This is a genomic window from Halodesulfovibrio aestuarii DSM 17919 = ATCC 29578 (genome assembly GCF_000384815.1).
GTDB lineage: Bacteria > Desulfobacterota > Desulfovibrionia > Desulfovibrionales > Desulfovibrionaceae > Halodesulfovibrio > Halodesulfovibrio aestuarii.
In genome coordinates, this window is the sequence record NZ_ARQF01000021.1 from 670,314 (window position 1) to 686,000 (window position 15,687).

A 15,687-nucleotide genomic window follows, 5' to 3' on the forward strand; every position below is an offset into this window, starting at 1 on the left:
CAATTTCCAGATTGTTTCACATAATCTACCAGAAGAACAAAACCACAAGTGCAGAATCTTTTTTGCATGACAACCTCATTGTTTATAAAAGTTAACAAGTGGTGTTAAATAAAAGCCAGCTAGACTGGCTTTAGAGTTACGATAAACCTGCATGGCGTTGCGTGCTGAAAAAAGCGAAGCTTTTTTTTGCGTAATAGCACTCTCTACTTCGTGATGCTTGATGGTTTGCTAACGAAGAAAATGTACACCACACAGGTTTTTCGTAATCTGAACAAATAAAAACAAAGTCACAACCGAGCTAAAAAAAGAATTAATAGTCCCTTGCAGACCATACCACTCGACCAATAACTCGGAAGGAAAGTAGCTCATCTCCCTGAATACTTATTGGAGAGTACGCTGGGTTATCGCTTAGAAGCGTAATTTTGTTGTGTTCCGCAGTAACGCGTTTTACCATAATCGAATCATCAACGCCTACGGCATAAATAATGTCTGCACGAAGAGTAGTCTGGGCTTGATCAACAAGTACGGTGTCACCTTGACAGATACATGGCTCCATACTGTCACCGATGACATCCATGAGCACCATCGCAGATGGTGTACCCTTTTGTGCCAGCCATGACTCTTTGAATATATGTTCCTCAATAGGGGTTGCTTCTACTTCGAAAGAGCCGTCACCAGCACAAAGCCGTGCAAACACTTTGGGGACAGCAAAGGTCGTAGTGCTTTCAAGTAGCGCGGGGTCGAGCAGTGCATCTGGTTTACCCACTCCGAATTCAAGCCAGTCAATCGAGAGCTGAAACGAGCGGGATAATGCTAATATCCATTTTTGAGGGATGGAATTTCTGCGTTTTGCCTGTGTAATGGCAGAGCGATTTACTCCAAGCGCTTTAGCAAGATCTTGCTGCGTAGATATGGAGGTGGCTTTTTGAACGCGTGTAAAAAAAGTATGGAAATCAATCATAGCTCTCTCAAAAGTCGTTTCGACATATAAATTGAATCATTAGTGGGCTTGTGTTAATATATATAAACATAGAGTGTTTTATTTGCAATTAGAAAAAAGTACAACGATGAAATGTGACAAAAAAGCTCCCCCGTTTTTCAACGGGGGAGCTTTTTGGGGTCACTTGGTAAATGTCGTCCTCAGTGATTTTTATTGGTGGAATGTACTGATAAGACTAGCACCATGACTGAGGGCGATACATTTAAACAGAGTTAAGGCATCTCAATAAAATGCTCTTTGCTTACTGCATTCGGCATACCGAAGTACCTGCTCTTAGCCGTTACTTTCATTCGGTAGAGTGTTGAAATTTGTGTCGGACAGATTGTGGTAGTAAATTGCCCATTATTGCTTAACAGGCCGAGTTCTCTCGGGGTTAAGGCAAAACTTTCGTCAGCTTTGAACGGACAACCCGGGCAATCAGCGTTGTCACCGGCCTTTTGTAGCTCAAAGAGAACTTCTTCAACATTGGATACATTGCCCGAAAGGTCGCCTGCGATATTAATACATGGACTTTGAACAGATGTCTTAATGGAATCCCATTCAAAAAGATCAGCAGAACTGGTTGGTGACGGGTCGCTTTTGAATCCACAACCTGTAGCAGTGATTATAAGTATACAGGCTGCCATCATAAATACAAGGCGCTTAGTTGGCGTCATTTCGTTCTCCCCACAAGAGCTTCCACTCTGTAAGTTGTTTTAATGCATCCATCGGAGTGATGTTGTCGGTATCCAAGTCTTTCAATGCGGTCACAAGAGGGTGGTTTACCGGCTCCGTATTCACAGGTGGTGTTTTAGCCGCTTTGGTTTTAGTTGGTGCTTCTGGTATCCCGGGTAGTACCCCGGACATAGTTGTAGTTGTTTGTACCTGATTTGACTTTTGTGAATTACTTTCGAGTGATGCAAGAATTTCTTTCGCTCTTTTTACAACATTTGCAGGTACTCCTGCAAGGTTGGCTACTTCAATACCGTAGCTTCTATCTGAAGGTCCCGGTACCAGTCTGCGTAAGAAAACAATTTCGCCTCCCCATTCTTTAATGGCGATGTTCATGTTGTGAACGCCAGCGATTTTGCCTTCAAGTGCTGTTAACTCATGGTAGTGTGTAGCAAATAGCGTGCGGATTCCGTTAGATTTTCTGCAAAGCTCTTCTACGACAGCCCAGGCGAGGGATAACCCGTCAAAGGTTGATGTTCCACGTCCAATTTCATCAAGAATGATCAGGCTGCGCTTTGTTGCTTGCCGCAGTATTCGCGCTGTTTCCATCATTTCAACCATAAAGGTTGATTGTCCCTGAGCAAGGTTGTCCGACGCTCCTACGCGAGAAAAGATTCTGTCTGCAACACCAATATTTGCTTCACGTGCCGGTACGTAGGAACCCATCTGAGCAAGAATACAAATGATTGCCATTTGTCTCAGCACCGTAGATTTACCAGCCATGTTTGGACCGGTAATAAGGAGTAGCTTTCGTTTGTTGTCTACACGCAGGTCGTTAGGAATAAAATTAGAACTTCCTTGAACCGCCTCTACAACGGGATGACGCCCATCTTTGATGGAAATATGTGCTTCATTATGTAGTGCAGGGCGAGCCCAGTTCCATTTGCGTGCAGCTTCTGCAAGGCTTTGCCAATAGTCCAGACCTGCAAGCAAATCTGCCATAAACAGCAGGCGGGAACGTGCTTCGGTCATGGTTTCACGCATTTTTTGGAACAGCTTGTATTCGAGACTCTTACGCTTATCCGTGGCTACAAGGAGCTTTTCTTCAAGATCTTTCAGCCTTGGTGTCGAGTAGCGTTCTGAATTGGCAAGAGTCTGGCGTCGTACAAAGTAGTCCGGTACGTCAGCCACAGAACCTTTTGGCACATCAAAGAAATAGCCGAATACGCGGTTGTACTTCAGTTTCATCTTTTGAATGCCGGTAGCTGCTTGTTCTTCCTGAAGCAATTCATCGAGCTTGGATTCTCCATGTTCGCTTAACTCAATAAGTTCATTAAGTTCGTCGTGGAATCCGTGTTTGAATAATCCACCCTCGGTAATGAGGTTTGGTGGATTGTCGACAAAAGCTTTATCTAGAAGCGTGTGGTAGTCAGCAAGGTCGTCCCAGTGCTTGAGCAGATTGGTGAGCCATTGTGGAAGCGTGAGCTTTTGCTCGTCATCCATAGTGGTGTATTGTTGAGTACCTGTTTGAACTTTTTCCAGCACGCTTCGTACAGTAGGTAAGGTGCTGATACTCTGGCGTAACGCGACAAAATCTTTTGGAGCGGCGCGGTTAAGCTGAATACGGGTGCTTAGACGTTCAAGGTCATACACAAGATCAAGAGCTGTGCGGATATCGTTTCGAAGAGTGTCGTTAGTAAAAAAGTACTCAACGGCATTTTGGGTTTCGATGATTGGAGCAATGTCTCGCCATGGGTGTCGCATGCGTTCTGCAAGCAGACGCCCGCCCATAGGGGTGAGTGTGTGATCTAAAACTTGCCAGAGAGTGCCGAGTCCTTTTCGGCCATCTAACGTTTTAAAAAGTTCAAGGTTGCGCTCTGTGATATCATCCAAGATGAGATGTTTCGAAAGATTCAGCGGCTTGAATCGGGAAAGATGTGTGAGCTCACTTTTCTGGGTTTGTTTCAGATAGGAGAGTAGGGCCCCGCATGACCTCACCAGCTCATTACTTTTTTCTAATCCAAGAGCCCCGAGCTCAACAATATTTTGAGATTCTAAAATTTTTTCTGTACTGCGTTTAAGATCAAAGAAGGCCTTTGTTGGCTTTTTGAGAACAATTGTCTCAGAAAGAGCAAACGATGGTGGCGGAGTAAGCTCATCGGGGATGATAAGTTCTCTTGGGCTCATTTTTTGTGCCCATTGCCATAGGTCAGCCTGCTTCTTCAATTGCATGCCGGACCAGTCTCCAGTTGAGTAGTCTACCCATGCAAGGCCGCCGCTGTTGCTTTTTGCATCCCAGCAGAGAGCCCCGAGAAAGTTGTGCCCCTTGGCTACAAGATTAACATCTTCGACAACAGTGCCCGGAGTCAAAATTCGTTTCACTTCGCGTTTAACAAGCCCTTTTGCTTCCCGTGGGTCTTCTACTTGTTCACAAATAGCGACGTTATGTCCTTTTGCAAGGAGTTTTGGAAGATAGGTCTCTACTGCATGGTATGGGACACCACACATCGGAATTTTGAATTCAGAATTCGCGCTGCTTCTGCTGGTAAGTGTAATTTGAAGGTCGCGTGCGGCAACTTCAGCATCTTCAAAGAACAGTTCATAAAAGTCTCCCATGCGGTAGAAAAGAAGACATTGCGGGTTCTGGTCTTTGATGTGGAGGTACTGCTCCATCATTGGAGTCAGTTTAGTGGGGCGGTTTGCAGTCATTTATATATTCGGATGTCAAATTGTTTTGTCTAAGAAAGTAACAAGATGCCGCTTTCTTAACTATATTGCCTGAAGGTAAAAAATGGCGCTGCCCAGAGACAACGCCATTTTCTGAAACAACGTACAAATCAGCTGACAGAATTAGTCTTGAAGATGAATTCTGAATGCCGCAGTGTGCCAGTTTCGGCATTTAGGACAAATGTAGAATGTTTCAAGGCGTCTGATGCCGCAATGGCTGCATACGAAGCGCTTAACATTACTAATTTGGTTTACAAAGAAACCAAGCTGATTTTTGAAAACAGGTGAAAGAGGTTGCTCGTTCATAGCAAGACCGAGCAGTTCCATACGCGCAGCCCAGAAGTTCGGATTAAGCACCATGGTCTTCGCAAGCCATGCGTTCGCTTCTTCAATGTTCCCATCATAAATATGGAAGCGAGCGCAGTAATACTGAATAATAATATCCGGTTCCTGCGTACCAAGAGCTTCTACCACAATTTTACATAGCTTTGTGGCAAAATCATTGCCGCATGAGTCAACATATCCATCAAGAGAAGTATAAATATGCTCAAGCATTAAGAAGCGCATGCTTGGAGTAATGTTCGTCAATCCATCTTTCAGGATAGAGTTACATTTGCGGAGGTCACACTTTTGTACAGCAAGCGCGAATTTGGCAATCCAAGCTTCAACAGAACCTTTGTAAATACGCAGTGCTTTGTTGAAATATTTTTTAGCATCGCCTTCGTTGCCTAAAGATAGAAGCTCTTCACCGTGGAGAACCATATAGTGAGATTGACCGATTCTGTGGCCGAGCTTTCCATATAGTTTGGATGCATCGAGGAAATTACCTACTTCTGCGTATAAAACAGCAAGTGACTGAAGGATTTCATCTGTATCCCCGGCAATTTTTCGTGCACGTTCAAAGGCTTGTAGTGCCCTGTCCATGAAGCCGCCACGACGGTAGTCGTAACCAAGTTCAAGAAAAGCTCGAACTCGGAATTTTTCATCAAGACCGGGACGTGCAATTAAATTTTTACGCAATTGCACGGCTCGTTCGATATCACCCTGAGCGCGGTAAAGGTTGCCAAGGGCAATATAAATTTCAACGGCATCAGGATCGTTGCGAACAGCTCGAGACAGTTCTGCAATGGTTTCCTTGGTGTCTCGCTCACTATGCGGTGTTTCAATCGTAGTTGGAACAGATTTCCGCTTACCAGAAATCAATCGACTCAGCATGGACATTGGCTGTCCTCCGTAAGTTGCGCTTACGCCTCAGTATCTTTTTCCGGAGTACCTTCAGATTCAGGCTCAATCTCAGGCAGTTTTGCTTTTTCATCAAGAGGGTTAGTACGAAGGGCAGTTACTTCTTTTTCAAGTTTTTTCAACTGCTTGCGTTCTTTGCGTATGGCGGAGCCAAGGCGAACGCGTTCGAGCAAGAAGAAAAAAGTAACAGCAAAGGCACCAAAAACAAAAGCACCGAGAATAAGAAAATAAATTGGAAGTGGAATGGTTTCCCAGGATTGGAACAGCAGGTCTACTTTCAGCGTGATAGTCTGAGAAAGTTCTGCTGTATTCTGCTGGAAGAACACCATACAGAGAAAAAATACAACAACAAGCAAAAGCACCTTAATAAAACGCATAGACTACTCCTTATTACACCCTATGGGAGGGCATCAAAGTTGAGTTTCAATTTGGCATAAGTACTCTGAAGATGCTCAGAGATTAGTCGGACATCGGCACACGTTGCTATAAAAGAAGAATCACCTTCCCATCGTGGAACGATGTGATAGTGAAGATGCTCATGTATGCCGGCCCCTGCGGAAGTGCCAAGATTGAGACCAATATTGATCCCAGAAGGGTTAAATGTTTTTTTAATGATCGTGGTGGATAGTTGCAGTAAGTCCATCAATTCGTGAGTCACATCAGCAGCAAGCTTTGTAATGCAGTCCGTATGTTCGTACGGCATTACCATAATGTGTCCCACGTTATATGGATATTTATTCATGATGATGAAGTTTTTTTTGCCTCTGTAAAGAATGAGGCGTTCTTCATCTTCGTCTGTATGGTCAGGAATGCAAAATACGCATGTATCAGGTTTGGGGCCAAGAATATAGTCAATGCGCCAAGGCGCCCACATATGTTGCATGATATGTCCTAATTTCTTTCTGAATGAAGCTGGAAAAGTTGTCCGGCTCTTTATGAAAATTTAATAACGCCGTACAAACCTGTCATTATTATCCCTTGCCGATTTACACGGGAAGCGCAGGAAGGGCAAGATTTAGGTTGCAAAAAGAGCATGCAGATTGCTGTGTTCGTTGCACAGAATCATAAGTTTTTAACAATAACTGTCTATTATTCCCTAGCTTTTAGCATGTGATATGCAAAGTCAAGCTGTTCTTGTCTTGTCTTTATTCTTTCATCGAGTTTAGCAAAAAGTGTGTGTTGGAGTACTTCTCCATAGGCAGGTCCGGGAGGAAACCCAAGTAATTGTAAATCTGCACCTGTTATATCGAGGGTTATGTTGCGTAGGTATGCAAGGAAATGCGAAATTTGCTTTTTTACTGTTTCTGATTTTGTTCGTGCCATCATATATAACACACCTTCAAGAGGTATCGGCACAAGCAGCTTGTACAGTTGACTGTAGGCATCTGGGCGGATTTGGCCGATGAGATGGATTACGGAGTTTACGGTTTCCCGTAATGTCATAAAGTCTGAATGTTGTTTAGGAGAAAAATGCAGTCGCTCCAGAATTTCTTCTACTGCGCCAGTCTTAGCTGCAGAGGCAAGTCCAAGCATGTAGATAATCCAAGGTTCCGGGGATGGCGTTGTGTATAGCATGCGATACCATTCAACTACTTTTTCAATTTCTTTGAGTACAGCTTTTGGGGGAGGAGTCAGCTTGAGCGCAGGGTGAATTGCTTCTAATACTGCAAATTCGTGCAATCTGTTAAGAGACTGATACGGGCTTACTTCGTTAAAAATAGATTGCAGTTCATGAAAAACTCGTGACCCGCTAAGCTTGGTAATCAGCTTAAGTTGCAACGCGTTTTTAATTAATTTCGTTGTCTGTGGCCCGATGGTAAAATCAAAACGGGTCTCAAATCTGATTGCACGCAAGATACGGGTCGGGTCTTCTACAAAACTTAAAGAATGAAGTACGCGGATAACTTTATCGCGAATATCTTTTTGAGCGCCAAAAAAGTCGATGAGCTTGCCGAATTTGTCGTGACTTAACTGAATGGCCAGCGCATTGATGGTAAAGTCCCTGCGGTATAAGTCCATTTTTATGGAGGAGAGCTCTACCGTCGGCAAAGAAGCTGGCTGCTCATAATATTCAAGGCGCGCTGTTGCCACATCTAGTCGTTCTTCTTCTCCTGCTGCATTAGTATATATAATGATAGCGGTCTTGAATTTTGTATGCTGCCGTACACGTCCACCAAGTTTGCTAGCAAGTTTTTTTGCAAAAGAAATGCCGTCACCTTCGACAACTAAGTCGAGATCAAGGTTCTTGCGTCCGAGTAGCAGGTCGCGCACAAAACCACCCACAACATATACTGAAACATTCAGAAGATTACCTAATTCTCCTGCCATGGTCAGTAATTCAAAGTGGTGTTTTGGCAGACGTTCTTTTAGCAGCGGAAGTACGTTGCGTTCTTTTGTTTTGTCCGTGAAGAGTTTGTCTGGCACTCGGGATGGTTCTTCAACAAGAGTGTTAATAAGGTCTGTTCGGGTAATAACTCCCATAAGACGTGTATCAATAACAACGGGGACCAGTCGCTGGCGTTTTCCAACAATAATTTCCATTACAGGATATAAGTCGTCATCCGGCTTCACTGTTTGGAATTTTCTGTTCATATAGGTACTGGCAGGGGCGTTCCCAAGCCCATGAGAGCAGGCGCGGACAGCCGTTTGGTATTCTAGGTAGCCGCTGACAATGGGGTTGCTGGTACTTTCGAGTAAAGGGATGGCCTTAAGTCCGAAACGGTTCATGATAGATTCTGCGTTGCGCATGGATATCGTTTCGTATTCATAGATAGCGGGAGCAGTCATGTGCTCACGTACGGTCTTCTCATGATGAATAGAAGAGTAGAGAAGTCCGAAAAGTTCATCCTTTACTTCAGATAATGGTTTGCTTTTTATAGAGGCCGATGCCGCAAAGTAGTGACCTCCACCTCCCATAGAATGACAAATTTGACCGACATTTACAGAATGAATTTTGCTTCTGGCGACAACCTGCACTCGGTCGTTCATCCGACATAAGGCAAAAAGAACTTTTATTTCCTGCATCTCAATCATTTTGTGTGCGAGTAACGCAAAGTCCCGCACATAATTGGATGTGGATGTTTCCGCAATAACAACCGGAATCCCATTGATATCGTGTGTTGTTGCAGATTCCAGCAGACTGTTAAGAATGGAAATTTGTTCAACAGTCAGTTCTCGGGTGGTAAGTTCTGAAATGGTATTAATATCCATTCCTTTTGATCTTAGCCAACCTCCTGCTTTAAAGTCCTGCTCTGTTGTAGAGTTGAAGGAAAAAGATCCGGTGTCCTCATAGATGCCAAGTCCTAGCAGGGTGGCTTCTTCTGGAGTGATAGAGAGTCCCTTTTCTTTGATCATCAGAGTGATAATTGTTGTGGTAGATCCCCAGGGTTTGACTATAGAGAGGGTTGCCGGAAGGTCGTCCTCTGAATCTGGGTGATGATCGTATAGATGAATTTCCAAGCCGGCATTCTCCAGTGCCGGGAGAACATGAGTGATGCGGCTGTGCTGTCTGGTGTCTACAACTACGAGAGTTTTTACCGTGGAAAAGTCAATTTCCTTGGCGTCCTTAAAGTTGAAGAGGTAGGTTGCACTTTCAATAAAAAAATTACGGAGATTTGCTTCTTGTGATCCCGGGAAAACTAAAACTGAATCCTCGTAGAGCTTGCTTGCGGCTACAATTGCCGCAAGGCAATCAAAGTCTGCATTCGCGTGACCAGTAATCAGAACGGGAGCCGGAATAAGGGGCTTAGATGTAGAATTCACGCTTACATCCTTGAACGTGGGTGGAACTGTTTATGGATTTGTCTGAGTCTGTCTGCCTGAACATGGGTGTATATTTCTGTGGCAGAAATATCCGTGTGACCAAGCAGCAACTGAACTGTGCGTAAATCGGCACCGCCGTCCAGTAAGTGGGTTGCAAACGAATGCCTAAAGGTGTGTGGAGATACATTTTTATGTACGTTCGCTTGTAGTACATAACGCTGTACCAGTTTCCAAATTGCCTGTCGGGTTAAACCCTTACCGGACCGATTAAGGAAAACAAAATTTTCAATAGGAGCAAAAAGTGGTCGCCAGTCCCGCATGTACAGTTGTAAAATTTGTATGGCTGCATTATGCATCGGAACGATTCGATCTTTGGAACCTTTGCCATGTACTCGTAACAAACCGCTTTGCAAATCAAGATCAATAGGTTTCAGCGTTACGCATTCTGTCACACGTAGACCGGAAGCATAGAGCAGTTCGAGAATTGCGCGGTCACGGAAGCCGAGCTTCTTCTTCATATCTGGTTGTTCAAGTATTACTTTAACTTCTTCTACTGATAATACATCTGGAAGAGTTTTGGGAAGTTTGGGGTTTTCGAGATATTGTACTGGATTGGCATTCAGATAATTTTCATCAAAACAGTACCGGAAAAATCCGCGAAGCGCGGATAAGTGGCGGGCGAGGCTGCGGCTGTTCAATCCTCCACGACGCAAATGCATAATGTAAAGAAAGATGGATTGATCTGTAACATCTTTAATGTCGTAGCTCTTTTCATCGAGAAACAGGAGAAACCCGCGCAGATCTGTTTCATATGAAGTAAGCGTATTTTCAGACAGTCCTCGCGTGACAAGTAAAAATTGTAGGTAGCTATCAACAAAAGGGTGAGAGACCTGAAGTGTTTCATGAGATTGCGTATTCATTGTGCTTGCCTGTAATTAAAAGAAATATTCAACAATATATTTGCCCGCTGTGAACAGAATAAATGTTGTGAGAATTAATTTAAGAATATTTGCAGAAACATATTTTTGACATAACGCGCCGAAGTACATTCCTCCCACACCGCCAATTCCGAAGAGTATGCCTAAAAGGTAATCTGGAGCAATTACTTGCGATGGATAGATATACGAAAGAGTTTGGTATATTCCAACACCGGCAATAGATGTTACAAATGTTCCCATAAGGCATGCTCCGGCAACGGTGTAAACAGGCAGCCCGAAGAACGTAATAAAGAACGGAGCAATAATAGCTCCTCCGCCTATACCGTAGATTCCACCTATAATTCCTACCATAAAGGTAAGAGAAAAAATACCGATAGTGGGGGCGGTGTACGTTTCGCCTTCAAAAGAATAAGAAATGCGTTTTAGAGAAAACTCAAGGGTCGTTGTGTTTCCCATTGCATGGGGTGAGACTTTTGGTTTTAATGGTCTTCTTTTTTTATGCTGGATCGATTTCAGGAGACGATAGCCTATGTAGAGTAATACTCCACCTACAAATAATTTAAAATCTGCTGCATTTGGGAGATACGCGATGCGAATTATAGCACCGATTATAACTCCCGGAAGAGTGCCGGCAATAACTGCCCACGTAAGTGGCCAGACCATTCTTCTTTCACGCACGTAGCGCAATACTCCGCTGGGAATAGCAACAATATTAAAAAGTTGGTTTGTTGCACTTACAGAGGGTGTGGTGTAGCCAAGGACTGACATTTGAAAGGGAAGCAGTAAAAAAGCTCCTGAAAGTCCACTCATAGACGTAAAAAACGAGATGACAAAAGCAACTGCTGGAGGAACCAGTGGGTGAATTTCAATGCCGGCAACAGGAAACAGCATATGTTCTCCGCTGTTATATAATAAGGTCGTAGACGTGGGTGAGCTTGTAAAGAATTTACACTATTCTCCGATAAGAGTGCAACCTGTAGCATCTGAGATAACGGTAAGCGTATTTGTATTATGGCGCAATCTGTGTCGAATGCAGCAGAAATGGATACATGTGTTATTCCAATGATGAAGTTATATGCAGATACTTTTCTGTATTAGTAATATTTTCAGTAATATGTGACTTGGCATCAGTTTTTAGTAAGGAAGAAATTGTATGTGGAATTTTAAAAAGATTCAATGTCTTGCAATGGGTGGGGTTCTAGTCCAATTTATATCCTGTCTTGTAGTGTATAATACAAGTGGTACAATTCCACTTTTCTTTCTTATCGCTACTCTGATGGCGGTTGCGTTATTTTTAGCAATGTATATTGCTGTGTCACACCTGCGATCTGATAATAAGAAATTACAAGAATATATTTCAGAAATCTTGAAAGATAATTTTGATGCTCCATATCCTAAAAGAACCTCACAGGATGAGATTTGTGGATTAGTAAAACAGCTCATTGACGAACTCAAACGCGAAAAAGGCGTACTTCTTGGCGTCATTAAGGGGTTGCCAGTTCCGTACCTTCTTGTTGATGTAGACGAAAAGGCGCTTTTTACTAACCAAGAATGCTTAGATATGCTTGAAATAGATGGAGCTCCAGAAGCCCAGTATGGGAATACTCTTGGTGAAATCTTCTATAATGACAGAACTCGCGAGACCGCTGTTGGTCAGTCTATCAAAAACGGAAAAGTTTTTAAAAACCTTGAAGTGACAATTAATGGGCATAAGGGGGGGCAGTGTCATGTTCTCGCAAACGTATACCCATTGTATAATATTGATGGAAGTTGCGTTGGTGGACTTTGTTTATACCTTGATATGACGCAGCTTAAAAAACATGAAGAAAGTTTGATGGCGCAGCATAAACTTATTGCTTCTTCAGCTGAAAAAATCTCCGTTATTACGGAAAGGCTTACTGCCTCTTGCTCTGAAATTTCTTCACAAGTTGATGAGTCCCTTAAGCTTTCTGTAACACAACAGAATGGAACGACCGATGTGGCGGCAGCTATGGAGCAAATGAATGCCTCGGTTGTGGATGTGGCTCGAAGCGCTAACGAAGCATCTGAATTGGCAGAGTCTACTCGGGGAAGTGCTACTCAGGGCGTCGAAGTTGTCCAGCAGTCTCGCAAGGTTATCACTCGAGTGCATGAACATGCCGTTGAACTGAAAAGTGATATGCACGAACTGGGGGGCCATGCTGAATCAATTGGGGATATTATCAGCGTTATTAATGACATTGCCGACCAAACCAACTTGTTGGCATTAAATGCTGCTATTGAAGCCGCCCGTGCTGGTGAAGCCGGTAGGGGCTTTGCTGTTGTTGCTGATGAAGTACGTAAACTTGCAGAAAAAACCATGCAGGCAACTACGGAAGTTAGCAGGACGGTCGATGCTATTCAAGTTAGTGCAGAAAAATCAATTGCTTCAACAGATGCTGCATCTGACGCGATTGATGAGAATACAAAACTTTCTGCCGATTCTGCGGAAGTTCTCGATACAATTGTTACCATGGCGAATACTACCGCGGACAGAGTTCGAGACATTGCTGCAGCGGCCGGAGAACAGTCTGCTGCAAGTGATCAGATTTCATCTGCCGCAACGCATATTAATGACCTTGCCAATGAAAATACCGCAGCCATGAACGAATCCGCAATAGCCGTAAACGATGTGGCGCGTCTTGCATCTGAATTAACAGTGCTTGTGGCTGAATTGCGCGACATTCGTTAGAAAGAATGAATTTCACTACAGGTCAGGACTTGTAGAGTATGGATAAATCGTGGCTTGAGTGGATTCTCATGTACTGGTTTGTTGACCGATAATGATTCTCAAGGTATACACACAGTAGCTTAAAAGCTATTTTATACGACATGTAAGGAACAGAGCTTATGGCAGAGCTCTTTTTTTCCCGACCGGTAACGGGATATATACCCTAAGGAGAATGCAAAGCTATGGCTGAGTTCAAGCTTGCTGACCGTTTGGCCGCAGTGCCACCGTATCTGTTCGCACAGATCGATAAAGTTAAGGCTGAAGTAGCCGCTCGTGGTGTTGATATTATTAGTCTCGGAATTGGCGATCCGGATACACCTACACCACAGTTTGTTCTTGATGCCATGCGCACAGCGCTGGATGACGCGGCAAACCACCAGTACCCATCATACGTTGGCATGAGAGAGTATCGTACCGCAGTTTCAGACTGGTACAAAACTCGTTTCAATGTTGACCTTGATCCGGATAATGAAGTGGTAAGCCTTATTGGCTCTAAAGAAGGTATTGCACATTTCCCGCTTGCTTTCGTTAACCCGGGCGATCTCGTCCTCGTATGTACTCCTAACTATCCGGTATATGGAATTGCAACCGAGTTTGCAGGTGGTCAGGTTCAGTATGTACCGCTTTTGGAAGACAATTCCTTCCTTCCGGATCTCGATGCTATTGATGAAGCCACTTGGGAAAAAGCCAAGGCAATCTTCATTAACTATCCGAATAACCCAACTGCAGCCACTGCAGATGAAGCGTTCTATAGAAAGCTGATTGATCTGGCGAAAGCATATAATGTCATTGTTATTGCTGACGCAGCGTACACTGAGATTTACTTCGATGAGAGCAAGAAGCCTCTTTCTATTCTTGAAGTAGAGGGTGGTAGAGATGTTGCGATTGAGTTTAACTCCTTGTCCAAACCATACAACATGACCGGTTGGCGTGTTGGTATGGCCTGCGGTAACGAACAGCTTGTTCGTGGCCTTGGTAAAATTAAAGAAAATGTGGACTCCGGTATTTTTCAGGCTGTACAGATTGCAGGTATTGCCGCACTGCGTCAGGGGGAGCCTTTTGTTGCAGGTCTTCGTGACATGTACAAAGGTCGCCGTGATATCGTGGTCAATGCGCTTCATAAAGCAGGCATTAAGTGCAAAGTACCGGATGCAACCTTTTATGTTTGGTCTCATGTGCCAGACGGGTATACCTCATCTGAATTTGTTACCAAAGTTCTGGAAGAGACCGGCGTTGTTCTTACACCGGGTAATGGCTTCGGTGCTCCTGGCGAAGGGTACTTCCGTATTTCTCTTACAGTAAATGATGAGCGTCTCGAGGAGGCGGTATCACGCATTCAGAAACTGTAGTTGCATTCGTCTGCCTTGGCTCAAACATGGGCGATACAGATGCAAACCTTGCAAACGCCATTGCTGCTATTGATTCGCTTGAAGGTGTTTCAGTATCGGAAACTTCTTCAATTTTTCGTACTGAACCGCAGGAGAAAAAAGATCAGTCATGGTTTGCAAATCAGGTTGTCTCTGTTATCTGTTCAGAGTATGTAACTGCGTATAATCTTTTGAATAACCTGCTGAAAATTGAAAATACACTTGGCAGAGTACGTGATGAACGTTTCGGCCCGCGTGTAATTGATTTGGACGTACTGTTATTCGGCAATAACGTAATTGAATCGGAAGACCTTATTGTGCCGCATCCGCGAATGACGGAAAGGGCCTTTGTGCTTGTTCCGTTACAAGAGATCGCACCACAGTTACAGTTTCCAGATGGTAGAGGGCTTGAAGACGTTCTTGCTAATCTGGAGTACAGGGTAGACGCTGATCAGATCTGGCAATAATTTATCGTAAGGGAGAGCTCGTGTGATTAAATGGGTAGTTCTTTTAGTTTGTGGCTGGCTGCTTTTTAAACTTGTTACGAATGACAGCAAGAAAAAATCAGATAAGAAACAGAAAGACATGGAAAAGAAAGTTGCAACTGGTGACATGGTAAAAGATCCAGTTTGTGGCGCATTTGTTTCGCTTGATCAGGATATTCGTATCCGTGACGGAGAAACTATCCATCGTTTTTGCAGCTACGAATGTAGAGACAAGTTTTTGGCCCGCCTTGAAGAATCAGGTCGAGCTATTTCTAAAGAACGTAAAGAAGAGCCAGCTGATTAGTTAGCTATAGAAATAAGAAAATGGAACGGAAGCCTTACTTAGAGGCTTCCGTTTTTTTTGTGGGTTAGCGAAGTGAGATGAGTAATTCGGATGATGGGCTGAAGAGCATAGCATTTTGAAAAATTAGATGAGAGATCAAAAACACGAATACATGTGAGACAGTTTTTAGGCAGAAAATGAATATACGGGGAGCGACGAAAAAGATTGCGTAAAATATTGGAGCGAAATGTTCGGGCAAGACGTTGTTATAAGGGAGGCTGGCATTGAGTCTTTTCACACCTTTTTTTATGTCTCATAATGTATATTATGTTAACTTTAATAAAAAAAGAAACAATTATTATAGAATGTTAGCTCTCTGTGGATAATTGTGAAACAATCGATAAATGCCCTTTTTAAAAAATGTCGCACAATGCCCTTTTTAAGGCTTGTTTATGAAAAATAGGGACATGGCTACGTCATTAA

13 protein-coding genes are annotated in these 15,687 nt (G+C 43.5%); 4 read left to right on the top strand and 9 right to left on the bottom strand.

All coding sequences use genetic code 11. The features are described 5' to 3' along the window. Positions 1-310: 310 nt before the first annotated feature. The 9 genes from F461_RS0114020 to F461_RS0114060 form a co-directional block, all read right to left on the bottom strand. Positions 311-961 carry a LexA family transcriptional regulator gene (locus F461_RS0114020; RefSeq protein WP_020001791.1) on the bottom strand — a complete coding sequence of 217 codons (651 nt, stop codon included), beginning with the start codon at positions 959-961 and terminating at the stop codon, positions 311-313. 251 nt (positions 962-1,212) lie between these two features. After that, entirely contained in the window at positions 1,213-1,656 is a 444-nt protein-coding gene (locus F461_RS0114025) for a hypothetical protein (protein ID WP_020001792.1), read from the bottom strand. Then, positions 1,643-4,360, bottom strand: a complete 2,718-nt coding sequence (gene mutS, locus F461_RS0114030; protein ID WP_020001793.1) for a DNA mismatch repair protein MutS — start codon at positions 4,358-4,360, stop codon at positions 1,643-1,645. Before mutS ends, F461_RS0114025 begins: the two co-directional genes overlap by 14 nt. 141 nt (positions 4,361-4,501) lie before the next feature. Further along, positions 4,502-5,599, bottom strand: a complete 1,098-nt coding sequence (locus F461_RS0114035) for a tetratricopeptide repeat protein (RefSeq protein WP_020001794.1) — start codon at positions 5,597-5,599, stop codon at positions 4,502-4,504. Between the two features lie 23 nt (positions 5,600-5,622). Continuing rightward, complete coding sequence (locus F461_RS0114040) at positions 5,623-5,997, bottom strand: LapA family protein (protein WP_020001795.1); 375 nt, start codon at positions 5,995-5,997, stop codon at positions 5,623-5,625. 20 nt (positions 5,998-6,017) lie between these two features. Further along, on the bottom strand, positions 6,018-6,503 hold the full coding sequence (locus F461_RS0114045; protein ID WP_020001796.1) for an HIT family protein: 486 nt from the start codon (positions 6,501-6,503) through the stop codon (positions 6,018-6,020). Between the two features lie 206 nt (positions 6,504-6,709). Further along, a complete protein-coding gene (locus tag F461_RS0114050; RefSeq protein ID WP_020001797.1) occupies positions 6,710-9,382 on the bottom strand; it encodes a DHH family phosphoesterase in 2,673 nt (890 codons plus the stop codon). A gap of 2 nt (positions 9,383-9,384) precedes the next feature. Next, entirely contained in the window at positions 9,385-10,302 is a 918-nt protein-coding gene (gene xerD / locus F461_RS0114055; protein ID WP_020001798.1) for a site-specific tyrosine recombinase XerD, read from the bottom strand. A gap of 15 nt (positions 10,303-10,317) precedes the next feature. Next, entirely contained in the window at positions 10,318-11,211 is an 894-nt protein-coding gene (locus F461_RS0114060) for a sulfite exporter TauE/SafE family protein (protein WP_020001799.1), read from the bottom strand. A 262-nt stretch (positions 11,212-11,473) separates the two neighbouring features. Between F461_RS0114060 and F461_RS0114065 the strand changes: the two genes are divergently transcribed. The 4 genes from F461_RS0114065 (at position 11,474) to F461_RS0114080 (ending at position 15,225) form a co-directional block, all read left to right on the top strand. Next, the gene (locus F461_RS0114065) at positions 11,474-13,030 is read left to right on the top strand and encodes a methyl-accepting chemotaxis protein (RefSeq protein ID WP_020001800.1); all 1,557 of its coding nucleotides are present in this window, start codon (positions 11,474-11,476) and stop codon (positions 13,028-13,030) included. A gap of 221 nt (positions 13,031-13,251) precedes the next feature. Continuing rightward, entirely contained in the window at positions 13,252-14,418 is a 1,167-nt protein-coding gene (locus F461_RS0114070; RefSeq protein ID WP_020001801.1) for an LL-diaminopimelate aminotransferase, read from the top strand. Then, positions 14,397-14,903 (top strand): 2-amino-4-hydroxy-6-hydroxymethyldihydropteridine diphosphokinase, encoded by a 507-nt coding sequence (folK, locus tag F461_RS0114075; protein WP_268874346.1) that lies wholly within the window; start codon positions 14,397-14,399, stop codon positions 14,901-14,903. Before F461_RS0114070 ends, folK begins: the two co-directional genes overlap by 22 nt. A 22-nt stretch (positions 14,904-14,925) precedes the next feature. Beyond that, a complete protein-coding gene (locus F461_RS0114080; protein ID WP_020001803.1) occupies positions 14,926-15,225 on the top strand; it encodes a TRASH domain-containing protein in 300 nt (99 codons plus the stop codon). Positions 15,226-15,687 lie beyond the last annotated feature (462 nt).